Origin of the sequence: Candidatus Borkfalkia ceftriaxoniphila (genome assembly GCF_004134775.1) — a bacterium.
Lineage (GTDB): Bacteria > Bacillota > Clostridia > Christensenellales > Borkfalkiaceae > Borkfalkia > Borkfalkia ceftriaxoniphila.
Genome location: NZ_SDOZ01000003.1, coordinates 171,218 through 195,350, shown reverse-complemented (window position 1 = coordinate 195,350; position 24,133 = coordinate 171,218). Strand labels below are relative to the sequence as shown.

16 protein-coding genes are annotated in these 24,133 nt (G+C 47.0%); 13 read left to right on the top strand and 3 right to left on the bottom strand.

The window, feature by feature from the left end:
- The first annotated feature begins 47 nt into the window (after positions 1-47).
- From ESZ91_RS09495 to ESZ91_RS11610, 13 genes are all read left to right on the top strand, one after another.
- Positions 48-1,058, top strand: coding sequence for a LacI family DNA-binding transcriptional regulator (locus ESZ91_RS09495; protein WP_129226628.1), 1,011 nt, complete (start codon positions 48-50; stop codon positions 1,056-1,058).
- Positions 1,059-1,077: 19 nt separating this feature from the next.
- Positions 1,078-3,189, top strand: a complete 2,112-nt coding sequence (locus tag ESZ91_RS09490) for a bacterial Ig-like domain-containing protein (protein WP_129226626.1) — start codon at positions 1,078-1,080, stop codon at positions 3,187-3,189.
- Positions 3,186-4,580 carry a hypothetical protein gene (locus tag ESZ91_RS09485; protein WP_129226624.1) on the top strand — a complete coding sequence of 465 codons (1,395 nt, stop codon included), beginning with the start codon at positions 3,186-3,188 and terminating at the stop codon, positions 4,578-4,580. The genes ESZ91_RS09490 and ESZ91_RS09485 overlap by 4 nt, the downstream gene beginning before the upstream one ends.
- Before the next feature lie 29 nt (positions 4,581-4,609).
- The gene (locus ESZ91_RS09480; RefSeq protein WP_129226622.1) at positions 4,610-7,549 is read left to right on the top strand and encodes a hypothetical protein; all 2,940 of its coding nucleotides are present in this window, start codon (positions 4,610-4,612) and stop codon (positions 7,547-7,549) included.
- A gap of 20 nt (positions 7,550-7,569) precedes the next feature.
- Positions 7,570-9,051, top strand: a complete 1,482-nt coding sequence (locus tag ESZ91_RS09475; RefSeq protein WP_129226620.1) for an ABC transporter substrate-binding protein — start codon at positions 7,570-7,572, stop codon at positions 9,049-9,051.
- A gap of 7 nt (positions 9,052-9,058) precedes the next feature.
- Positions 9,059-9,958, top strand: a complete 900-nt coding sequence (locus ESZ91_RS09470; protein WP_161971128.1) for a carbohydrate ABC transporter permease — start codon at positions 9,059-9,061, stop codon at positions 9,956-9,958.
- The gene (locus ESZ91_RS09465; protein WP_129226616.1) at positions 9,951-10,811 is read left to right on the top strand and encodes a carbohydrate ABC transporter permease; all 861 of its coding nucleotides are present in this window, start codon (positions 9,951-9,953) and stop codon (positions 10,809-10,811) included. The genes ESZ91_RS09470 and ESZ91_RS09465 overlap by 8 nt, the downstream gene beginning before the upstream one ends.
- 14 nt (positions 10,812-10,825) lie before the next feature.
- Entirely contained in the window at positions 10,826-14,803 is a 3,978-nt protein-coding gene (locus tag ESZ91_RS09460; protein WP_161971127.1) for an alpha amylase N-terminal ig-like domain-containing protein, read from the top strand.
- Between the two features lie 20 nt (positions 14,804-14,823).
- Positions 14,824-18,825 (top strand): alpha amylase N-terminal ig-like domain-containing protein, encoded by a 4,002-nt coding sequence (locus ESZ91_RS09455; RefSeq protein WP_129226612.1) that lies wholly within the window; start codon positions 14,824-14,826, stop codon positions 18,823-18,825.
- Between the two features lie 6 nt (positions 18,826-18,831).
- Positions 18,832-19,692 carry a nucleoside phosphorylase-I family protein gene (locus ESZ91_RS09450; protein WP_129226610.1) on the top strand — a complete coding sequence of 287 codons (861 nt, stop codon included), beginning with the start codon at positions 18,832-18,834 and terminating at the stop codon, positions 19,690-19,692.
- A 253-nt stretch (positions 19,693-19,945) separates the two neighbouring features.
- Positions 19,946-20,584, top strand: coding sequence for a hypothetical protein (locus ESZ91_RS09445; RefSeq protein ID WP_161971126.1), 639 nt, complete (start codon positions 19,946-19,948; stop codon positions 20,582-20,584).
- 20 nt (positions 20,585-20,604) lie between these two features.
- Positions 20,605-21,891, top strand: coding sequence for a bacterial Ig-like domain-containing protein (locus tag ESZ91_RS09440; protein WP_129226606.1), 1,287 nt, complete (start codon positions 20,605-20,607; stop codon positions 21,889-21,891).
- Positions 21,892-22,105: 214 nt separating this feature from the next.
- Entirely contained in the window at positions 22,106-22,267 is a 162-nt protein-coding gene (locus ESZ91_RS11610; protein ID WP_154071816.1) for a hypothetical protein, read from the top strand.
- Between the two features lie 70 nt (positions 22,268-22,337).
- Here the strand turns inward: ESZ91_RS11610 and ESZ91_RS09435 are convergent, their stop codons facing one another.
- The 3 genes from ESZ91_RS09435 to ESZ91_RS09430 all read right to left on the bottom strand — a co-directional run bounded on the left by ESZ91_RS09435 (position 22,338) and on the right by ESZ91_RS09430 (position 24,014).
- Positions 22,338-23,336 carry a rolling circle replication-associated protein gene (locus tag ESZ91_RS09435; protein ID WP_129222903.1) on the bottom strand — a complete coding sequence of 333 codons (999 nt, stop codon included), beginning with the start codon at positions 23,334-23,336 and terminating at the stop codon, positions 22,338-22,340.
- A gap of 145 nt (positions 23,337-23,481) precedes the next feature.
- Positions 23,482-23,643 carry a hypothetical protein gene (locus ESZ91_RS11605; protein ID WP_154071817.1) on the bottom strand — a complete coding sequence of 54 codons (162 nt, stop codon included), beginning with the start codon at positions 23,641-23,643 and terminating at the stop codon, positions 23,482-23,484.
- A 65-nt stretch (positions 23,644-23,708) separates the two neighbouring features.
- Positions 23,709-24,014 carry a hypothetical protein gene (locus ESZ91_RS09430; protein ID WP_129222905.1) on the bottom strand — a complete coding sequence of 102 codons (306 nt, stop codon included), beginning with the start codon at positions 24,012-24,014 and terminating at the stop codon, positions 23,709-23,711.
- Positions 24,015-24,133: the final 119 nt, after the last annotated feature.

Genomic DNA, 24,133 nt, shown 5'->3' with positions numbered 1-24,133 from the left:
CAGGAAAGGCATAGTTTTTTTAAAACGGGAGAATGGGGAGGTAATTTATGAAATTATATCGGAAAGACATAGCAAAAATCGCAGGAGTATCTGCTCAAACCGTTTCTTATGTGTTAAACGGTTCGCGCAATTTTTCGCAAGAAACAGTAGAAAAAGTGATGGATGCGGTGCAGAAAACTGGTTATAAACCTGACGCTATCGCTAAGGGATTGGCAAAAAAACATCTTAATATCGTTGCGATTCTTATCGACAATTTTTCCAATCCCGTGTACAGCGAAATCATGGACGGATTTCAGCAGGAGGCTTATAAAAGCGGCTACGTTGTTGTCGTGGCGGATTTAAAAAATCGGGGAGAAAATATTATTGCCGACCTTGTATCTATGCGTGTAGCGGGAATTTACATTACTCTCGGAATGATGGAAACCTGTGTTAAACTTCTTGCCGAATTGGAAAATAACGATATCAAAGTTGTTTTTGGCAATAAAATCGAGAATAATGGTCGGCAATATGTGTTCGTAGAAACAGATAAACGACGTATCATGCACGATGCGGTCCAATACCTCGCGGACTGTGGGCATGAAAACATTGTATATTTCTCGGGTTTAGATATCCGTTCTACGAGCGATGAACGTTGCATGGGATTTCAGAAAGCATATCGCGAAAGATTTCATAAAGAGGGTATTATTTTAGAAAATGCTCCGCCGTATACGACTGATATGGAGAGCGGGCAGAATATTGCTAAACATTTTTTACAAACGTGTATTCGCGCAAGCGCGGTGATTACTACGAATGATTTGATGGCTATCGGCGCGATTCACACCTTTCTTAAGGCAGGGATGAGAGTACCTGAAGACATATCTGTGATGGGAATCGACAATATAGATATCGCGAGGTACAGTACCCCCGCTCTCACTACAGTGGGGTTTGATAAAAAAGCGTACGGGCGCAAGGTGTTTTGTCTTTTAAAAAATATGATAGAGGGTGCAGATGAGTTGTCACAGTCGGAAACTTTCGATGCCGAAATTGTGGAACGGGAATCCGTTTGGAAATTCAAATAATATTCAGGGAGGAAAATAAATGAAAAAAGCAATTTTATGGTGTTTCTCATTGGCTATGCTCTTTATGTTGTTTGCGGTTGTTTCGGTTGCGGCAGCCGCAACAACTCCTGCTGCGCAGGAGTTTGTGAACCTGATTGATTTTTCTGCAACCGATTGGGGCGATCATACCTACGATTCGGAAACAGGTACGCTCACATTGACGGGCAATGATACGAAAGACTATTTTACGACGGTTTTGGACGGTATCAGCGACGGAAAGATTAAATTGAAAAACGGAACCGAAAAAAATTTTTCCGAACTGACTTTCGTTCTGGAAGCTACGATTTCCGCCAAAAGCCAAGTGTGGCAGGTTCCTTTTATCGTTTTCGCGAAAAATGACGATACGACGATGGAATATCATTTCCGCAATACGCTGAACAATATGTACGTGTTTAAAAACACTGAAACCGTCATTTCCGAAACGGGAATCGGCTACGTGGCGGACGGTACTCCTTATAAAGCTATTATCCAAGTAAAGGGAAATGATTATTCCGTGCGGACGGATTCGGGAGAATTCTCAAACACCGCCGAAAAAGAAAATGCGTGGACAGAGGATCTCACGCCTTGTTTCGGCATCGGTGCGCGCGCGGTGGCAGGTTCAGTGTTTTCAGACATGAAAATGTACATAAAGGATGTCGAAATCGCCAATTATATCGTGGACATGAAAGTAAACGCCCCCGCCTACGTAGAAAAGGGTGCGGCGTTGACGGGCGTAACGGCAGACGTGAAATATGCGGACGGAAGTACGGCTACGCTTTCACAGGATGAACTTACGATATCGGGTTTTTCATCGGCGGTATCGGGAAAAAAAGAGATCGTTGTGTCCGCCGAAACGCTCAATCAGACGGCATCCGCCCGTGCCGAGGTTACGGTGGAAACCCGCACCGATCTCGCTGATTTCGCGGCGGCCGATTATGGTAAAAACGAATACGACCCCGCTACGGGTGAAGTGATTTTGTATGGCGACGATTCGACTGTTTATATTCCTACCGTTCTTGACGGTATTACAGACGGGAAACTAAAATTAAAGGACGGAACGGAAAAAAATATTTCCGAATTGACTTTCGTTACGAGAATGACGGTTACACCTGCGGCGACAGGGGGCTGGACAGTACCTTTTATGGTTTTTTCTCAAGGCAAAGATGCACAGCTCGACTCGCATGTACGTGTAAATATGAACGGGGGCGGTACGCCTGCCTACGTAATGTGCCGTTATAACGACGAAACAGGTTGGCATGAGGATGTCAAAACTGAAATCGGCGCGCCAAATCAATCCGAAGGAATCAGTTATACGGTGACGTCCGAAATGACTGGTTCGCATTTGAAATACATTCTCGAAATCGGCGGACAGACATACGTCAGCGAATTTGATGTGAAATTTAAGGACGAGGCGTGGACGGGCATTCCCTGCATCGCATTCGGTGACAGAACCAACGCGGATTCCGTTATCAGCGACATGCAGTTTTACGTCAAGGGCGTGGAACTCGATAATTACGCAAAGAGTCTTACGGTACAGACCGCGCCTGCGGACGTGATGCAGGGAGAAGAATTGGCGGGGGGCAGTTTCTTGCTGACCATGCTTGACGGCACTACACAGACTCTCACGCTTGATGACTTTACGATTTCCGGCTTCGATAAGAATGCCGTCGGCAAGCAGACGGTGACTGTTTCGAAACAAAACTTAAACGGTGTAATAAGCGCGACTTTTGAGATCGGAGTCGAGGAATATGTTGACGAGGTCGTTTCCTATCGGGTGAGTACGAGCAAAGCAGAATATGAACAGGGCGAGGAATTCGACGTTTCCTCCTTGGTAGCGGAAGAAGTTTATGAAAGCGGGGCGGTGAAATCCGTGCAAACAAGTGCGTCCGATTTTACCGTAAGCGGATACGATAAGGATAAAGCCGGCAAACAGACGGTCAAAGTTATGTTTCGGGGAACCGAATACTCATTACAGATTACCGTTCATGCTTCCGGAAAAGCACGGGGATGCGGCAGTGCAGTTACGGGTGTATCTGTCTTAGCCTCTACGTTCCTCGTTGCGGGAATCTTATGCCTGATGGTAATGGAAAAGGGGAAAAAGAAACCGTTATGAAAAATAAGATTTTCAGCATATTGCTGTGTTTTTGTTTACTGTTTACACTTGTCGCTTGCGGCGAAGCGGAAAAAGAAACGGAAAGGCCGAAACCTGATCCGCCCGTTGTAGATCCTTTAGACCCGGACGAAGAATTTAAACCTTGGGAAGATATACCCGAGGCAACGGAACCCGTTGATTTGAACGAGCAGATTTTAATCGGTTCTTGGGTGACATATTATCGTTATAATATCGCCTCGCACGATACACAAATGCGCCGGCTCGCACAGGCGGGAATCAACTTCAATCTCTTTCCGTTTCAATGGGATACGGAAAATTGGGACAGCATAGAGGATTGGAAACAGATAGACGAACTGTGCTGCAAATACCGCATTGTCTATGGTATTTGCGCGAATGAGGACTTAAACGGGGCTAACCGCTTTTCTTTAAACCAAATAAAAGAGTACTATGCTGAGCTTGACAGTCCTTATTGCCGCTTTGTCAATTTAAAGGATGAACCGACGACGGCTGTCATTCAGGGAACGATCAAACGCTATTTCGACCAATACAGAGAAGCTCTGCCCAATCTCGTTCCCTTTACCAATCTGTTGCCGAGCTACGGAACAGGGGCGTTTTCGCCTACATACCGCGAGTATATTCAGGCGTATGTGGATGCCTGTCCGGACAGCGAGTATATCAGCACCGATTTTTACCCGTTTTTAGCGGGCGGAAAATCGTACGACAGCAAAATATTTTCGGATATGGAAGTTATTCGCGACGTTGCCTATACGAGCGGCAAGATTAAAACGCATAGTTTTTTACAGTCCACTGGCTTTACGGAAAAGAGAATGACCGACCTCAATGAAATTCGCTGGAACATTTATTCCTATCTGGCTTACGGCTTTAAGGCATTTTCATACTTTAATTACGTATGTCCGGGCGAATCGGATACCGAGGGCGAAGGTTTTTATGATAGCTTGATTTACCGAGACGGAACGATACGCGATCAAGATTTGTTCAATGGCGTTTCAGCTTTGAATTGGCAGGTCCGCGCGCTTTCTCCTATTGTTATGAACTCTGACGTTTCGGCGGCGTATCACACCGCCGAAGGGTACGAAGGGGTGAAAATGCTGCCTTCCGATTATTTCCTGCGCCCGAAAACGGACGGCGACTTTATCGTTTCGTATATGGAAAATAAAGACGCTTCGCAAAATTCACACGTCATGCTGTTCAATAACGATTATACGAATAGCGTAAGGGCCGATTTCATACTTGACTCCGAAAAGGGTGTCAGCGGATTGGAGTATTTCAACCCCGAGAGAAAAGAATATGAAAAGGTATCCTTAAATGACGGTAGTTTCACGCTCTCGTTTGATGCGGGAGAAGGCAAAATATTCCGTTTGCTTAAATAAACGAATGGATGAAAGGGTGAGAGGATGTGATGGACATATACGGGAATAAAGTTTTTTGGGCATGGAACAATGTCCTCAACGAAAGGGAGATTCGCCGCCAGATACAGGGCTTTGCGCAGCAGAAAATAGCGGGTTTTTTTATTCACTCGCGCTGTGGGTTGAAAACCCCGTATCTTTCGGAACAATGGTTTTCTGCTGTGGAGATCGCCGCCGACGAAGCGGGGAAACAGGGCTTGGAGGTATGGCTGTACGATGAGGACGGTTGGCCGAGCGGGTTTGCCGGCGGCTTGGTGGTGGCGAGCGATGCCTCGCTGTGTATTCAACGTCTCCGCCTTGAGCGGTCTTTGGCGGCGTGCAGGGGTATGCGGATAGCGGCATGTTTTCGCCGGACGAATAACGGATGGGAAAGTTGTACCCCCGAGCGAGCAGACTGCTTTTTTGCAGCGCAGAGCGATCTTCATTATGTCGATCTTTTGAATCCGGAAGCCTGCCGCGCGTTTATCCGTTGTACGCACGAAAAATACAGGGACAAACTCGGACATTTGTTCGGTACGGTCATCAAAGGCATTTTCACGGATGAACCGCAAATGGACGGGTATATCTCCTATAGTCCCGTGCTCTCGGAAAAATACGAAAACGCTTACGGCAGAAAATTTGAAGACGATTTGGTTTGCGTGCTTTGCGGAGGAAAAAAATATAAGAAGTTCCGCCTTCGCTATATCAAAATTTTATTTCCCTTATTTATCGAATCATACATAAAACAACTCGACGAATGGTGCCGCCGCAATCATTTGATTTTGACGGGACACCTTCCCGCCGAGGACGGACTTCTGTACCAGGGCGAGATTGCGGGATCCTGCGATCTCGCATATCGCTCGATGCGTTATCCCGGTATCGATTTTCTCGGAAGGAGATTGTGCTCCGATGTATTGGTAAAGACGTTGGGAAGCGTTAAAAGCCAAGAGGGATTGGAGAGAGTCATCAGCGAAACGTTCGGATGCAGCGGCTGGAATACAAATTTCGCGCAATTTGCCTGGATTTGGGGTTATCAGGCTGCGGCGGGGATCAACAGCGCATGTCTGCACTTTTCTGCTTATTCGGTCGTCGGTAACCGCAAAAGAGATTATCCGGCATTCTTTTCCGGGCAGGAGCCATGGTTTGCGCAATGGCATTATCTGAACGATTGGATGCATGCAGTGAATGAATTTAATTCGGGCAAAGAATTTCGCGATAAGATACTGGTGATCAGCGCTCTGGAAAATGCCGCTTGCGAACCGGAGGAGAACGCGCGCGTCGTCAGCAATGCTTATCGGCTCTTGATAGAAGCGCTCAGCGATTTGCAAACAGACTTTGAAACGGCGGACGAATTTGCGCTTTCGGGACGCGTTCGGATCAAGGGCACGAGACTGTGTTTCGGAAATTCCGAATTCGGGTTGATCATCGTGCCGCACGTGGAAAGCATACTTGGTTCTACGGCTAAATTGTTGTTGGAATACAAAAAAAATGGCGGAAGAATATTGTTTACCACCGCGCCGCCTCGGTTTGCCGAATATGAAAAAAGTAAAACGCTCGAGGAGCTTATCAGCCGACAAAACGAACTTCCTTTCGGCGGCGTCGTTCAAAACCGTGCTGAACTTTGGGGTAAGGCTCTGCAATTTATCGGATATCGCAGAAACTTCTACTGCGTGTCCGATGACGGACGATTGTTGAAAGACGTACGTATGCGTGTGTGCGAAAAGGACGGCGAGACGCATGTATTTTTGGCGAACAAGAGTGCTTCCGACACAAAAGAATTTACATTGGTTTCCGACCGTGCGGGCACTTTTCGGGAGCGCAGATTTTTACAGGGGGATTGCGCCGTTGCCTGTTCGGGCGAGGATTTTTGCGAAACGCGCGTGCTTTTACAGCCCATGCAGAGCAGAGGTTTTGTATTCGGAAACTGCGCACGGGAAAATGTACCGATAAGGTTCCAGAGCGAAGTCCTGCATACTTTTTCAGCTGAATGGGACGAGGAAAACCGACTTGCTTTGGACAAATGCGCGTACAGCATTGACGGAAATGCGTTTACCTTACCGAAATACGTGCTTTTCGTACAAAACGAAATTTATGAAATCAGTAAAACGCTTCAAGCAAACAAATCGTTGCGGGTACGCTACTCTGTCTGTTCAAAGATCGATCAAAAAATCCGCGTGTTTTTGGAACAGGGAAAGGTTCAAACAATCGAATGGAACGGCAAAAAGTACCGTTTGGACGATATTTCTTTTCTCGACAGAGATATCCGTGGGTTTGATTGCGAACTCAGAAAGGGTATGAATGAACTTACATTGGAATATATACTCGAACCCAACCGTACGAAAATCGATCCGGATAAAGTGTTCGAGAGCGAGCGCAACCGCTTTTCCTATGAGCTGGAAATCGAGGCTGTTTATTTGTGCGGTCGTTTCGGTGTATATCCCGATTCTGTGACGTCATCGCGGGGCGGCGTTTTGCAATGCGAGGGCAAGTTTACCGTGGACGCTTTGCCTCAAGTGGATTTTTCCCGTGAACTTACACAGCAAGGTTTGTTTTTTTACAGTGGAAATTTTCAAAAATCGTTTTATTTCTCGGGCGATGCCTCGATTGCGGGACTCAGTGTCGATTGCATGAACGCGGTATGTGCCGAGGTTGCAATCAACGACAGAGTTGTCGGATGTTTGTTTTCCGTACATGATGAACTGGATATTCGGAAATTCGTTATAGAAGGACAAAACAAAGTTTCCGTCATGTTTTATAGTGGACTGCGCAATCTTTTAGGTCCGCATCATCATGTTTCGGGAGAAGTGAATTTTACGGGACAGAGTACGTTTATGGGTAAACGCGGGTTTGAGGACGAGGTCATAGATTTCACTCTTCGGGAAAATACTTATACCGAAAAGTATTTCTTTACCCCTTTTGGCGGCGGAAATGTAGTCATACATTTTTATAAATAAAATGAAAAGGAGAAGAAAAGATGAAACAAACTAAAATCTGGCTGAAACTTGTTGCTTGCGCAATTGCGGTTTCTATGTGCTTCGCCTGTTTTGCATTCGTCGGGTGCAAGGGCGGCTCCACGCCTAACGATGACTGGGGAGAAGACGATCCGCCTACTCCGACGGAACCCGTGACTATTCGCGTCATGCACTATTGGCCCGAATGTGCGGAGGCATTCGACGAGATCGCAGAAAACTTTACGAAAGAAAATCCAAGCATCAAGGTGGAATATTCTACGAGCGATTATAACAATATGATGAGCGCGCTCAATACTGCGTGGCTCGGCGGTACTATGCCGGATGTATTTTCCTATTGGTCACATCAGATGCGTGAAATACTCATTGAAGGAGAGGATTTTATGGCGGCGGATCTGACGGAGCAGTTCATGAACGACGAAGCATTTATGTCCCGTTTTAAAAACGAGCGGGCGTGGGAACTTGGAAAGATCGGGGAAGGGCATTACAATGTACCGTTCCGTGCAACGGGATTCGTTATTTATTACAATAAAACGGTTTTCAATGAATATGGCTGGGCACAACCCGAGTCGCTCGAAGAGTTTGAACAGCTTTTATCGGATATCCTTGCGGCAGATCTCGGCGTCACGCCGTTAAAAACGTACGGCACCAACGGCACGTTCATGTTCATGTGGAAGGCGCTGTTTGCCTACTACGATGTTTTATCCGGCATGAGTTCCGACGAGAATTATCTGACGGGGCGCATTTCCCAAGATGAAACAGATTGGAATGCCTATGCAGCGGCCATGGATAAATTGCGCCTGTGGAATTCGAAGGGCGTGTTCGGCGATGCGGTGCTGGCAGGCGGAGAAGACGCGAGCGAAAAGTTGTTTATCGACGGGGAGTGTCTGATGGCGATGCTCAATAACAATCTTCTCAACGAAATTACCGAGCAGGCGGAATTCGAAGTCGGCGTCATGACGTTGCCCGCTCCTGAAATTTTCAATTCTTTGGATGGCTACGACAGCACCTACGGCTATTCGTACGGCGGTTACGACGGATTCTGCATTTCCAGTTCCTCCACAAAAAAATCTGCGGCCAAGAAGTTCGTTGAGTATCTTTTGAGCGATGAAGCGCAGCAAATATTCAGCGATTCCACCCTGTCTATTATGGCGAACAAAAACGTGACGTATGCAAACGAGGTACAGCAAGAAATGGTGGAAACGATGACCTTTACCGCCCTGTACGACTATGTGCCCGATTACAATACGACCTCCTCTTACAATTCGATCGGAGATAAGATTTCCTATTATTCCAGCGGCAGCAACTCACACGGTACGGGCGCGGAAATCATGGAGGAGCGCTATGAACAGTTGAAAAAAGCTCTGAAAAACCTCATGTACAATAATCCTGCGAAAGAAATCATTCCCAGTACATATGCCCGCAGCAGCGCAAATATCGAAAGCTATTCGGATTGGTGTAAAGCTGCGATGCCCGAAGCAAGGTGACGCTTTTATGCTGAACACAAAGGCTTTTCGCAGACAGCGCAATGTTTGCGGATATTTGATGTCCATTCCTGCATTGATCGGTGTAGGAGTACTCATCGTTTATCCTATCGTATTTTCCTTTATTTTAAGTTTTACAGGTATCCGTGCAAGCGTCGTAAACGTACGGTGGAACGATTTTGGAAACTATATCTGGCTTTTTTCGGAAAGTTCCGGCGATTTCTGGAACGGGCTATGGGTAGCTTTTGAATTTTCCGTTTTGTCCACCATATTACAGACGGTACTGGGATTTTTTCTCGCCTATCTTCTCTACTCGATGGGGCGCGGGATGCAGTCGGTGTACAGAGTGCTTTTGTATATTCCCTGCGTCCTGCCCAGTGCAGTCGTAGCGGTCATGTGGAATTTTATTTACTCCTACGATGTGGGGCTTCTTTTTAAACTTTGGGAACTCTTCGGGTGGGAACAGGTACTTTGGCTCAACGATCCCGACGTGGTGCTTTTTTCGATCATCATAGCCAATACATGGCGCTTTGTAGGCATTACAATGGTTTTGTATTTCGTCAATATGAATGCGGTTTCTAAGGATGTTTTGGAAGGGGCCACGCTGGACGGTGCGAACCGTTGGATGATTTTATGGCGATTTATCTTTCCTCTTACCATCTCATCGACGAAAATGAATCTCGTACTTTCGTTCGTTGGCGGTATGAAATCTTTTGATATGTTTTTTATGTTGGAAGGAGGTTCTATGCCGCAGACGCGACCGGTAGGGCTGATCATATTTACATACGCATTTAAACAGAGCCGTATGGGGTGGGCGATCGTGATGTCTTTCATGCTTTCGGTGATTTTAGGGGCATTCACAGTGATTACAAATAAACTGATGGCAAAGGTAGAAAAAAGTTATGAGTGAAAAAGAGACGAGTTTAAAACGCCAAAAGCGCATCAACTTTATCGTCAACATAATTTTAGGAATCACGATTACGCTGATTACGATCGCGATTCTGTACCCCATGCTCTTTGTTGTGAGCACTTCGTTCAAAACGAGAGGGGAATTCATAAAATCTCCCTTTTCCATCTCTTTTGCACATCCGGAAAACTATTCGGAGGCTTGGACGAAAGGCGGGTTTTCCGTCAATGCCGTGAACAGTCTGATTGTCGCGGTCGTTGCGGTCGTATTTCAGATCGCAACGGCGTCCCTCACTATTTTTGCGATCGGAGTACTTAAATATAAGGGCTCGAATATACTTTTTTACCTTACTCTGTTTTCCATGTTTATCAGCGGTGAGGTAACGACTATTCCCTTGTTTTTACTTATTCGTGAATTCGGATTGATCGACTCTCTGTGGGCGTTGCTGCTTCCCGTGATGATTGCGGTCGGCGGAACGGGTATCTTTTTAGGGGTGACATATATCAAGAATATTCCAAACGATCTCCACGAGGCGGCGAGCCTGGACGGGGCGAGCATACTGCAAACGTTTTTTTATATCGATTTGAATTTGATCAGACCCGTTTTAGCGTATATCGCGATTACTACGTTTACGGCGACCTGGAATGACTTTTTTTGGCCGTTCATCGTTTTGCCTACGAATGCGGCCGCGCAAACTCTGCCCATTGCGCTCATCAATTTCCAGGCGCAGAATAATTCTATGTACGGCGTACTGTGTGCAGGGCTGGTCATCATGAGTATTCCTATCCTGCTGATTTACTCGTTCTTTTCAAAATATTTTTTGAACGGCGTAGCGGCGGGAGCGGTAAAAGGTTAAAGGAGGAAACATTATTGAATCATTCGATTTCGGGAAAAAGCTTTTGGCTTTGTCTTCTCTCTTGCGTACTTTTCGTTTGCGCGGTGTTTCTCGTTGTCGGTTGCGATAAGGGCAATAAGGATGACGGCCGTTCGGACGCATTGATCAACGAGGATATCGTGAAAGAGGACATTTTTCACGACCAAGGGGATATCTATTTGTCCGATTTCGAACCGACGGACAGCGAGAGCGTGACTGTGCGTCTGCGGCTTCGCCGCGGCAACGCTGTCAGTGTGGCGGTGGAATGGACGACCGATTTGTCTGCGTCAGGCGAAACTGCCGAGTGGCAGCGCGTGGAAATGGATTTCGAAAAAGCGGACGTCAACGACTATTACGATTATTTTATCGGCACGATCCCTGCACAGAAATCGGCCTACCGCTATCATTTTGTCGTTCGGAATAATAAGCAGACTGTTTATTACGCGGGCCGCGAGGCGGAAGTTGCGCAGAAAAATGCAAACGGCGAATATCAAAATCCTTTTAATGGATTCAGCAAGGATTTTTTATTGCAGGTGAATTTTTCCACGCCGGACTGGTCAAAAGGTGCGCTTTGGTATTCTGCGATGCCCGACAGTTTCTATAACGGCGATCCGACCAACGATAAGTATGGCGGCGCGATTTCAGGCACCCCTTGGGGCGCTGTACATTCGGGCGGGCTCGGTTATTTCGGCGGCGATTTTCAAGGTCTGTATGAAAAAATAGACTATTTTAAAGAACTCAACTGTACGGCTCTCTTTATCAATCCCGTTTGGCTCGCCAACCATAATGCGGGATACGGATTTTTTGACGGTACATTGATTGATTCCACGTTCGGAAATGAGCAGATGCTGAAAAAACTGTCTTCTTCTCTGCACGAAAATAATCTCAGACTGATGTTTGACGGTGTATTTAATTACTTTGTCGGAAATTCCAAATACGTCAATTCTTCTTCCCTTTGGCCCACAGAAGGCAAGGCGGCGAGCGATAAGAATTCGGATTATTATAACGTATTCATGCGTGACGGCAGCGGAAACCTCATTACCAACCAATTCGGTTATGTTGTTGATTTTGCCAGCGAAGATGCGCAAAAACTCATTTATTCCTCGCCCGATTCTATAATGCAGTACTATGTAACGGCCTGCGGTGTGGACGGTTGGAGGTTGGATTCGGCGATACTGTTTGTCGCTTCCGACGGGCGTTCCGGAACGCAGATCATCCAGGATATGCGAAAATATATGAAGGAAGTCGCGCCCGATTCACTGTTGTGCTTGGAAAATGCCAACGAAGCGGGTATGTACACGGATTACGCGGCAGATACATATTGGAATCAGCGTTTTTTGAAAGCGATAGAGGCATTCATGGACGGAAAGGTGAACAAATCCACAATCAATTTGCTTTCGTCCAATCTATATGAAGCGGTGCTCGGGCTGCCTCGTGCCGTTGCGCATTCCAGTTATAATATGCTTACCAATCACGATATGGATCGCATTCTGTACTTGATGGACGGCGATGTTGCCAAGGCGCAGTCGCTTTATCTTATGGTCATGACGTATATGGGGTCGCCCACGATTTTCTACGGCGAGGAAACGGGTACGCTCGACGCCGATCGTTTTTTCGTAGGGATGAACTGGGATCGCAGTACATGGAACTACGATATTTTTAATCAAATTAAGGCGCTCGGACAATTCCGGGCGGAAAACGAAGGCTTATTTAAGTATGGTACCTTGCGCAGTTTCGGCGTGGATGAAAACAATCTTCTGATGAAATATCAAAGAAGCTATCAAGGTATGAATATTCTTGTCCTCTTAAATCCCGCAGGTAAAGTGCGCAGCGGCGTAGAGGTCGACGTCCATTCGCTGGAAGTGAAAAACGGAGAAAAATTGTATGACGTTCTGTCGGGAAACAGTTACGTCGTACAGGATGGCAAAGTAAAAATTGAAATCATGCCGTACGGCGCACTGCTGAGCAACAAGAAATCGCAAAATTGGGCAGGAAAGTGGCAGTTGAGCGGCGGTGAGGGAGAAGTAAAACAAATCGGCGAAAACAGTTTTCAGGTGAGCGGAAACCGCAGCGCGGCGCTGCCGATTTACGGTAACGCAATACTGAGTTTGCAAAGCGAAGGAAAAATAACCGCATTCATGCGGGCGGACAACGAGAGCGGCGGGGCTTATTACGGAGCCGAGATCGAGGGAACAAAGGTAACCGTCAAAGCGCGGGAGACGAAAGGCGGAGCGGAGAAGACGGTCGCAACGCTGACGGTGGCGAAAGGAGAAACGCTATCCGTAGTCCGAAGCGACGTCAATACCTTCTACGTGGAAACGAGTAACGGGAAACAAGCGTCGAGCGAATGCTACGTAGAAATGTCCTATGAGGGACAATGCGGATTTTACGGAGAGGGCACGGTACGGAACGTAACGGCAAAAACGGCGGAAAGCCAGAAGAGCACGCAGTTTGAAAAAGGGAGCGACTCGATGATGTTCACGGCGGGCGAAACGGCCAAAGCCGTTATCGCGGATGGAAAGTTGACGTTAAAGAGTGCGGAAAGCGGAGTATACCGTTTGACGCATGCACCGATGTGCGATATTACAGTCAAGACGCAGATGAGCGGCTCTCCGAAAAAAGACGGCGATTATATGGGGGTGACCGTTGGGCAGAGCGAAAACAATTTTATTTTTGCCGGGCGTGCATATGTTTCGGGTAGTGTGAAGTTGGTTTTAGGGCAATCTATCAACGGACAGGCGACGATTTTCGCATCGATAGACGACGTCGAGGGAGAACTCGTTATACAGCTTGAACGTTTGGGTACGTATTGGACCGCACGCTATAAAACGCCGGAAGAAACAGATTTCAATTTGTTGGCCGAAGGCTTATATTGTAATTTCTCTGATATGAACGCAGGAATTGTCAATTACGGTTCTTCCGAGGCCGTCTTTGAATATTTCTGTTTCGGTAATGCCGTTGAAGACGGTCAAAGCGTTTCCGCGCACGCCTCGTACGGAGATTGTAATCAAACATCCTCACAGTCCGCATCGTACTCGCTCGTTCAGTATAAGATAGAAGGCGGCTCGTGGCAAATGGTCAACGGCGGATTTTTACAGAACGATGAGACTGCGGAAGTCACGGCGTTAAAAAATAATCAAGGCAATTTCAAGGGATTCCGCGCAGATTATTCCGTAAGGATTCATAAGGGAGACGGAAATGTCGCATTGCGTTTCGGTGCAGATCACGCTCTTAGGCTTTTCCCGAGCGGTAAGGTCGAATTGTTGAAAGGTTCTGCTGTATTAAGAACGTTACAGGCAGGAACCCTGCCCGATGAACCCGTCCGTATTATGGCGATAATGACCGATCGTGGTATTTTGTCTGTTTATTTCGGTACGGAAATGAAATTACTGCTTTCTGAAAGAGTGGAAGGATATACGAGCGGACCAATCTTTATCGAAGGAATTCGGGTTGCATACGAGATCGCTTCCATGCAGTTTCAGGCATATACGGTCGCTCATGATACGGCAGCGGTGACGGAATTCGTAGCGACATTGGATATCAAGAGTATTCAGCAAACGAATATTCTCAATAAAGCGGAGATCGGTTTCGTGTTCGGCGGTTCGGTCGGCTGCGGCAAAAACGGTGCGTTCTTTGTCGGCATCAATTCCAAACAGGAAGCATTTGTCGAATACGGCGGGGAAAAATTGGCGTCTGTCGATTTGGGCAGTTCTTTCAAAAGTAATGTCTTTTTGACACTTGTGGTGTCCGGAGGAAAGATCCTTCTGTTTGCAGACCATTATACGGGCGGTGACTCCGATACATTCGCAAGTCAACCTGTGCTCGAATATGAGAGCGATTTCGCGCACGGCGGACTTGTATCTCTGTTTTCCGCAAACGGAAAGTTTGAATATCGGAATTTCAAGGTATACGGACTCCGTCTCGGAGAAAATTATAAGGATACTGCGGTCTTCACCGATCGTACGTTCTCTTGATACCAGATGGGGGAATAATCATGCAAGCGAAAACTAAAAATATTTTTCTTATGATCCTCTCTGTTCTTTTAATCCTTTGCAGTTGCCTGTTACTGGGTAGTTGTCAGAAGGGAGGAGATTCGGGGAAAGATGCTTCACGTGTCGATGAACCTATCGCCACGGCGGAGTTATATCATGATATCGGCGCGCCGTACGTATCGCATATCGAGCCGACCGACACGGACACGGTAACTATGCGACTGCGGTTGTTGCGAGGAAATGCCGCCGAAGTGATTTTGCGGTATACTTGCGATCTCGATAAACCCGCGGCCGATTGCCGCTGGACGAACGTTTCCATGCAATACGAACGGGCGGACGTGAACGGGTATTACGACTATTATATAGGCGAGATTCCGCCGCAAAAGAGTGCTTACCGCTATCATTTTATCGTAAAAAACAATGTGGAAAGCATTGTCTATAATGCGGAGAACACCTACAAAGGGGATTCCGTTCCCGATTCGCTATCGTCGGATTTTCTGGCGCAAATCAATTTTTCAACGCCCGATTGGTCCAAAGGCATGCTGTGGTATTCCGCCATGCCCGACAGTTTTTACAACGGTGAAACTTTTTCCGATAAGTACGGCGGATCGATCAATCAGAATATTTGGGGTTTGACACACAGCGGAGGATTGGACTATTTCGGCGGCGATCTCAACGGCCTTTTGCAAAAAACCGATTATTTTAAGGAACTCAATGTAAACGGACTATACATAAACCCCATATGGCTCGCCAATCATAACGCGGGTTACGGCGCGATGGATCTTGCAAATCTCGACTCGACTTTCGGCAGTGAACCGATGCTGACTTTATTGACGGAAAAACTGCATGAAAATAATATGAGGTTTATGCTCGACGGCGTGTTTGCTTTCCTGACGCAGGCATCGGTGTATGTAAACGGCGAAAACTTGTGGAATACGAAGCCGGCGACCGAACAGTCATCACCTTATTATTCGGTATTCATGCGGGACGAGAACGGAAATATTAAATCCAACCAATTCGGTCCCATCGTTGATTTCGGCAAAGTTGCGGCGCAAAAGCTCATTTATTCTTCTCCCGATTCGGTCATGCAATATTATTTGCGGCTCGGTATAGACGGTTGGAGGCTCGATTCTTCGGTGCTGTTCGGCGGCATGAATACCAACGGCACGAAGATCATTCAAGATATGCGGAAGTATATGAAAGAGGTCGCGCCCGATTCGCTACTGTGTATTGAAAACGCTTCCGCATCAACGATGTATACCGACTATGCGGCGGATACGTATTGGAGCCAGGAGTTTTTGGCGGGCGTGAGAAGTTTTTCGGCAAAGGAAATTACGGCTGAATCGCTCGCGGCACTGAGCGCGAAATGTTACGAAACGGTCGTTCGTCTGCCCCGTGCGACGGGCCTTTCACTCTATACGATATCGGCCGATCACGATACCATGCGCCTTTTAGATGAAACGTCGGGCAATGTCGAAAAGGCTATGGCTGTTCATCTCCTGTTAATGACCTATATGGGTGCGCCTTCCCTTTACTACGGCGAAGAAATCGGCATGGTCAGCCAATTCGATCATTCGTTTTTCGATGCGATGAACTGGGATCGCAGTACATGGAACTACGATATTTTTCATCTGTATAAAGCGCTCGGACAATTCCGGGCAGAAAACGAAGGCTTGTTCAAGTATGGCGTTTTACGAGATTTAGGCGTAGATTCTGACAACCTTTTATGGAAATTTCAGAGGAACTATCAGGATACGTTTATAATGACCGTCTTAAATCCCGCAGGCAAAGTGCGCAGCGGCGTAGAGGTCGACGTCCATTCGCTGGAAGTGAAAAACGGAGAAAAATTGCATGACGTTCTGTCGGGAAACAGTTACGTCGTACAGGATGGCAAAGTAAAAATTGAAATCATGCCGTACGGCGCACTGCTGAGCAACAAGAAATCGCAAAATTGGGCAGGAAAGTGGCAGTTGAGCGGCGGTGAGGGAGAAGTAAAACAAATCGGCGAAAACAGTTTTCAGGTGAGCGGAAACCGCAGCGCGGCGCTGCCGATTTACGGTAACGCAATACTGAGTTTGCAAAGCGAAGGAAAAATAACCGCATTCATGCGGGCGGACAACGAGAGCGGCGGGGCTTATTACGGAGCCGAGATCAAGGGAACAAAGGTAACCGTCAAAGCGCGAGAGTCGAAGGGCGGGACAGAGAAGACGGTCGCAACGCTGACGGTGGCGAAAGGAGAAACGCTATCCGTAGTCCGAAGCGACGATAATACCTTCTACGTGGAAACGAGCAACGGGAAACAAGCGTCGAGCGAATGCTATGTAGAAATGTCCTATGAGGGGCAATGCGGATTTTACGGAGAGGGTACGGTACGGAACGTAACGGCAAAAACGGCGGAAAGCCAGAAGAGCACGCAGTTTGAAAAAGGGAGCGACTCGATGATGTTCACGGCGGGCGAAACGGCCAAAGCCGTTGTCGCGGACGGAAAGTTGACGTTAAAGAGTGCGGAAAGCGGAGTATACCGTTTGACGCATGCACCGATGCGCGATATTACAGTCAAGACGCAGATGAGCGGCTCACCGAAAAAAGACGGTGATCATATGGGCGTTGTTGTCTGGCAAAACGCAACGGATTATCTGTTTGCCGGCAGAGCCAATCTCGGAGGAACTGTAAAGATCGTATTCGGGCATGTCCACGAGGGAACCATTCAAGTACAGGGCAGTAAAGATGACGTTGCCGGCGAACTTATTTTTCAGCTTGAACGCACGGGTGTGAATTGGGCGGCTCGCTACAAGGCGATCGGCGGGGAAGAATTTATCCCTATCGGCACGCATTTGATTGCGAATTATTCGGATATGTACGCGGGTGTAGTCAATGACGGAACGTCGGAAGCATCCTTTGAATATTTTTGTTTCGGTGATGCTGTCAACGATGGACAGAGTTTGTCCGCTCATGCAGGATACGGCGAACTTGCTTTCGATGCTGTAAATTTCGGTAATTACGGGCTGGTTTCCTATAAGGCGGTAAGCGGCACTTGGGAGATCGGAAACGGCGGAGTCACGCAGAAGAACGCAGATATCGAAAAGGCAGAATATTCTACCAATCAGTCGTTGCAATATTTCCGTGCCGATTTTACGGTAAAATTCCAATTAGTCAATTCAGACGCGGCATACGTAGAGTTCCTGTTCGGCGCCGCTTCGGAAAACTGTTCCGTCAGGCTGTATCCGAACGGAAAACTCGCTCTCCAGCAAGGCGGGATAGCCGTCAGAGAAGTGATGCTGCAAAATTTCGATAAGACAGCGGCAACCAGGTTGTTCATTGTCTATTCCGACGCGAACGTGCTCACCGTGATGAGCGGTGTTCAAGCGAAAGTTGAATTTTCCGTGACAGATTTTGCGGCGTCGGGCGGAAATTTGAAATGGATAGGCAGTAAAGCGGCGTTCCAGATCGGCAGTTATCAATGTCAGGCATATTCAGATAATTATCCTATCTTCGGAAACATAAGCGCCGGCAATGGTGAAATATACAATCCTAACGCAGCCATGAGCCTGGTTTCCGAAGGGATTACCGACTTTATACTTTCTTTCAAATTAACGCAATTCCAGCGCAGTAAACCTGCGGATGATGTCTATTTTGCATTTATACTGGGAGGTACGGTCGGAAAAGGAGAAGACAGCGACAATGCTTTAGTGCTCGGAATGACACTCGCAAAAGAACTGTTCGTTTCGATCGGAGGTGAAAAAGTCGTTACACGGAAACTGACGGATTCTCTTGAAATCGGAAGCATGGTGCTTACGATTGTCGTGCAGGATAAAGATATACGAGTATTTGCGGGAAATGAAGCGACAGTTTCCGGTACGGCTGCACTCGAATATACCGATAGCGTCGTGCGAGGCGGGGCGTTTACCTTTGAGTCGGTCAACGCGCGTACGAAATTGAGCGAAGTGTTTCTATACGGACTAAAGTCCGAAGAAAATGCGGAGAACGTTTTAAAAATGCGGTAGTGCGATATGAAAAAAAACATTCTTGTCACGGGCGCTTTGATTTTGGCTGCAGTCATATTCGTGACGAGCGGGATATGCGTGTTTGCGGCGGAAAAGAACTCTTTTCCGCCTGCGGGCGTGTATTTTGCGCGGCATGAACATTATACTGCGTGGACGGACAGTGCTTATAATCCATATTTTACTTTGCAGGTCTACGAAGTCAAGGGGGGAGAAAGATTCCTTGAATACGAGGATATTCTTTTGAGGGACGAAAACGGTAAAGATTATTCATTAAAGGATGCAAGTATTCAAGTTATTTTTTCGGATGTGTACTTTACGAGTTATCGTCTCGTGTGCGTGCTGGACAGAAATAATTTGCCGAAAGACGAGACTGTGTTTACTTACGCCGTTATGCGGGGAACAGAGAAGAACAATATTTTCCCGATAGGAAGAGTTACCGTATCCATTGGAGATTGTAATAGTGCTTTGACGTTTGCGGGTGCTACGGCGAGCGCCGAGGAACTGCAAAGTTACAATGTAAAAGTAACGAATGCGGGAGACGGCAGTGTGACTGTTACCGGGCTTGATTTTTCGTTGGAAGGCATTCGTGCGGAATTCGGTTATTATGACAATGAAAATCGCTATTTCCAAATTGGAGACGGCGTGCGGCTTGCCAAAGGGGATTCCGTAATTTTACACTGTACGTTTGAGGGAAACGATGCCTTTCGGTCAATACCGTTCAGCGAATTTAAACCGCTCGTGGTTTTTCGCACGGGGAGAGAAGAGATGCGCGTTTCCGTAAATAATAAAGCGACCTATTTTGCCGCTTTGGGACGTGCGGAAATTAAAAATTATTTGAGGGGCTTATCGAGTGGAACGACTGTTTGACATAAACTTGCGCGTGCGCAGACCTGCGTTCAATATAGCGGTCTTTTACATGATTCTTGTCGGATTTTTTGATTCATTGCTTATTTCACGGTTTGCATCCTCAATGGTATCTATCGTTTTGCTCTATTTGTTTCAGCCGTTTTTGGTGTTCGGCGTACCTGTGTTGTTTCTGAAACTACATGAAAAGAAATATTCGCAAGCATTCGCCCGTTCTGCCTATACGCCTCCAAAGGCACGAAAACGTGATATTGTGTTGGTGGCGCTGACAGCGCTTACTGCCTGGCTGTTTTATACGTATTCAATTTATGCGGCAGAAGGTTTCCGAGCGGCGGCGACGGGCGGACTTTCGCTGTATATACCCCCGCGTCCCTCACTGTGGCAGTTGTTTTTGTCGCTCGTTGTAAACGCTGTGTTTGCCGCCGGCCTTCGCGAATACGCATTTCGCTATTTGGGAAGAAAGGCATACGGTCGCACGATATGGGGAATTGCATTTGCATCGCTCTTGTCTGCGTTCGTCAGTTACGATTTGCTTATTGCAATTCGCCTGTTTATACTCGGCGTCGGTAGTGCTGCGATTTTTTGCGGCACGAAAAGAATGCGATTTTGCTTTATCTTCGCCTTTGTTTTCGAAGGCTTACAGACGATCGTTCCATCCTATTGGATACTGCCGCTTTCGACGTATGCGGCTGTATCCATAGAAACATCTGTACTGTACGGACTTTTCAGCGCAGCCGCGGCGCTCATTTTCGCGGCGGTACTTTATTGGCTGTTCCGATCGGTGCGCTTTCAGCCCGCGAAAGGCACTTTTCGTTTCAAACGCTCTGCGGTTTTGACTTTTGTGCTCTGTCTCGCGGCATTCGCAGCGCTTACGATCTGGAATAAATTCATCTAAATTTATAGGAGGAAGAAAAGATGAAAAAAATACTGATTCTTATGTTGACCTTGGCTTTGTCCGCCGCCTGCTTTGCGGCGTTTCCCGCTGTAGCGGAAGAAAGCGAAGCCGCACCGCAAAATCTGCTCGATTTTGCAGGAACCGATTTCGGTAAAAATTTTTACGATGCTGATACCGGAGAAGTGATGCTTTACGGCGATGATTCCCGAGTGTATGCATCTACCTTTATGGATTATATTACCGACGGAAAGATCAAGTTGGCGGACGGTACGGAAAAGAACATGAACGAACTGACGTTTGTCATGGAAGCGACCATAGCGCCGGCAGTGTTAGGAGTTTGGACGGTTCCTTATTTGGTATTTGCCAAAAACGGAATCGATACATACGAATATCATGTACGCGCAAACTTTGTAGGCGGCAGTACGACTACGTATTTTTTTCAACGTGCGGATGAAGTCGGGAATTACGCGGAAACAGTGCTGGGGGAGTTTCCTTTCAATGGCGAGATCAAGACGATTGAATCGGGTGGTTCCTATACGGTAAAAATCGAATATACCGGTAAAAAAGTGAGTATGCAAGTACTCGTGAACGGGGAAATTGCTGCGGAATGTACAGATCAAGAGTTGTTGCCTGAGAGTTACACCCCTGTCTTTTCTTTCGGGGATCGTTCAAATGGCGAAACGGTTATCAGCGGAATGAAATATTATATTAAAGGGGCTCAGCTAGCCAAATACGCGACGGGCATAACAATGGAAACTGCGCCGACAGACGTGGAATACGGCAATGAATTGGCGGGCGGCAGTTTCAAACTCAATTATATGGACGGCACGAGCGAGACTTTGACGCTTGCGGATCTGACCGTATCCGGCTTTGATAAGAACACGGTCGGAAAGCAGACGGTAACTGTTTCCAAAGCAGTTTTGAACCAGCAGATACAAACGAGTTTTGAAGTTGAAGTACTCGATAAAGAAACTTTGGATTTGAGCGTCGAAAAGACAGAATATGCCTATGGCGAAGAATTTGATCTTTCGAGTATCAAAGTCGTCAAAAAGTTTGCGAGCGGCAAAGCCGACGAGGCTGTAACTGCGGCGACCACCGAGTTTACGATCAGCGGATACGACGCCAAGACAGCGGGCGAACAAAGCGTCAAAATCACCTACAAAGGTACGGATTTTACTGTAAAAGTAACGGTCGCGGAAAAAACGGGTTGCGGCTCTGTTTTAACCGTATCTTTTGTAGGCGGAGCGCTCTTATCATGCGTAATAGCTGCGGTACTCACCGTATGCATGAAAAAAAGAGCAAAATAAAAAAAGAACGCCCCTTAATTCTCCGGTACGATAATTGAAGGGATAGAAGTATATACACGGAAACGTTCCATGAGAATGATTTAATACATAATACTAATTGCTGACAAAGTAATAATTGAATATCGATTTTTGAAGCCACCCTGAAAGGGGTGGCTTTGATTTACAAATTAAAACTGAAAAAAGTGGAAAAATCAAATGGCAGTAATACGTGCGCTTGGCTATAAACAAGTCGGCGGCTACGCTGACGAGGCGGCTGACGCCGCCTCGTCACCCGCTCGCTGCGCTCGCGGGCGCCGAAGCCAAGCGCACGCCCGAAACGAAACAACGCGGGCAAACGGAAATCAAAGCGGCGGCGAACGCGCGGCATCGCCGCTGAACCGCTTGGCGATGGCCGCGCGCATTTTTCGCCGCGCCATACTTTGATTTTTTTCCGCTTTGGCTCTCCGCTACGTCACTTTCGGCAACCGCGCTATCACCTCTCTGCTGCTCGGCTGTCCTATGTATTCTCCGCCCATCCAGCATCCGAAATCGTCGAAAAGGATAAACTTTTTTCCTTCTTCCCCGTAAGGACAGATGATATCCTCGTCCATTATATCCGTCACGAAATACCGGTACAGTCCTCTCGAATAAATGAGTTTGCCGCCCGACTTCTCGATATACTTCATAAGATACCTCACCATCTGCGGCAGATCCGAGGAATGGCTTATAGGACGGAACTCGTTCCGCCCGAATCTCTCAGCAAAAAACGTATTCTGCCGAATCGTCTGCTTTTTTCTCTTTCGGGTATCGAAATCCCGTACTTCTTCCATCTCTCCCGACATTGCTCCTTCGGGGATATAGAATATCCCGTGAAAATGCAAACGGTTTGTATCTTTTCCGCGTTCCCACGCGCCTATGTACAGCCAGTCCTTTCTCGAACTGAAATGCTGTAAACACTGCATAAGTTTCTTTTGAAAACTTTCTTCCGTATGTTTCTTATCGTCGAACGTAAAAGTTACAAAATAGTTAAATGTCTGCTGGTTAATCTTTCTCCACAGCCGCATTTTGCGGCAGACCATATTCCTGTGCTTTCTGTTAAAGTTATGTTCCACGAACGCACGGCAGGAGATGCTGTCCTTGAAATAGGGCAGCATTTCTTTTTGCACGTACGATTTTCTTTCCCGCTTTTTCATATCCGCGCTCTTTTGATACAGTTCCTCGAATAACTCTTTGCGTGTCATACGCTTTTGTTTGGAAACCGTTGCGATTTCCTCTCGTTCCGTTTGGGCAGGTTCGTTCCCGACGGTATTCACATCGGGCATTGCCGAAACATCTTCGGCGGGTTCCGTGACGGTGATCACCTCTTCGGGAACTTTACGACGTTTCCCCGCGTGAGGGTTCGGCTCGTAAGGTATCCCGATACGGTGGCTCCCATCCGAATAGACTTTTACTTTGCTATACGGCATAGCGTTTATCCTCCTTTGAATGAAATAAAAATTTTGCTCTTTATCTCTTCTTCGGCGGATGAGGTTGTTTTGTTTTTTCTTTCCTGCATACGGAATCCTTACGGCTGCCGCTTGACGTCGCGATTCTTCGCCGTCCGTATGCTTCTTATTTGCTTTCTTTTAACTTTTCAAAATATTCGCTCACCCGCAATTCCAGAGAAGAAACAAAGAGGTCGAACTCTTCCTCGGGCATATGCTCTATGTCCGGTCTCCCCACGGCATAGACTTTTATGCCCAAAGGGTTGTCCTTGACCTCGATTTCTTCCAATGTTATCACCTCCTTTATATAGATTTTTTTGTAACATCAATCCATAACGACCGTAACGGTCTTGCTCATGCCGCGTTCCTCCTCGTTATATTCTCTCGGAGATACTCCAAAAGTTTTTTGTTTTTCATGCGGATATACTCGGTACAGTAGTTGAGTTCTTCCGCCGCAGCCTCCTGCGTCAGACCTTTGACGTATAAGGCGAAATACACCCTGTACAAATCGAGCGGGGCGTCATAGATTGCCTCCGCATATGCCTGTACCAGAGTTGTCGTTTTATGCGGAACGATTTGAAATTCGCTTTCCAAAACCGGTCTTTCCGCATAATACCCGCGTATAGTTTTTAAGTCTTTCTTGATTTCTTCCGTCGTCATATCTTCCTCCTGTTTCAGTTTAAAGTCAAATTACCTCTCACTTAATAGCCACGTGAGCGGTAAAAATTCAGCCCCCAAATTGAAGATTTCATAAAACTTTCATATTTCAATTTTTTACA

Bases quoted from the DNA above. Each gene is read 5' to 3' on its own strand.
- ESZ91_RS09495 (WP_129226628.1), top strand. From the start codon at position 48: ATGAAATTATATCGGAAAGACATAGCAAAAATCGCAGGAGTATCTGCT.
- ESZ91_RS09490 (WP_129226626.1), top strand. From the start codon at position 1,078: ATGAAAAAAGCAATTTTATGGTGTTTCTCATTGGCTATGCTCTTTATG.
- ESZ91_RS09485 (WP_129226624.1), top strand. From the start codon at position 3,186: ATGAAAAATAAGATTTTCAGCATATTGCTGTGTTTTTGTTTACTGTTT.
- ESZ91_RS09480 (WP_129226622.1), top strand. From the start codon at position 4,610: ATGGACATATACGGGAATAAAGTTTTTTGGGCATGGAACAATGTCCTC.
- ESZ91_RS09475 (WP_129226620.1), top strand. From the start codon at position 7,570: ATGAAACAAACTAAAATCTGGCTGAAACTTGTTGCTTGCGCAATTGCG.
- ESZ91_RS09470 (WP_161971128.1), top strand. From the start codon at position 9,059: ATGCTGAACACAAAGGCTTTTCGCAGACAGCGCAATGTTTGCGGATAT.
- ESZ91_RS09465 (WP_129226616.1), top strand. From the start codon at position 9,951: ATGAGTGAAAAAGAGACGAGTTTAAAACGCCAAAAGCGCATCAACTTT.
- ESZ91_RS09455 (WP_129226612.1), top strand. From the start codon at position 14,824: ATGCAAGCGAAAACTAAAAATATTTTTCTTATGATCCTCTCTGTTCTT.
- ESZ91_RS09450 (WP_129226610.1), top strand. From the start codon at position 18,832: ATGAAAAAAAACATTCTTGTCACGGGCGCTTTGATTTTGGCTGCAGTC.
- ESZ91_RS09440 (WP_129226606.1), top strand. From the start codon at position 20,605: ATGAAAAAAATACTGATTCTTATGTTGACCTTGGCTTTGTCCGCCGCC.
- ESZ91_RS09435 (WP_129222903.1), bottom strand. From the start codon at position 23,336: ATGCCGTATAGCAAAGTAAAAGTCTATTCGGATGGGAGCCACCGTATC.
- ESZ91_RS09430 (WP_129222905.1), bottom strand. From the start codon at position 24,014: ATGACGACGGAAGAAATCAAGAAAGACTTAAAAACTATACGCGGGTAT.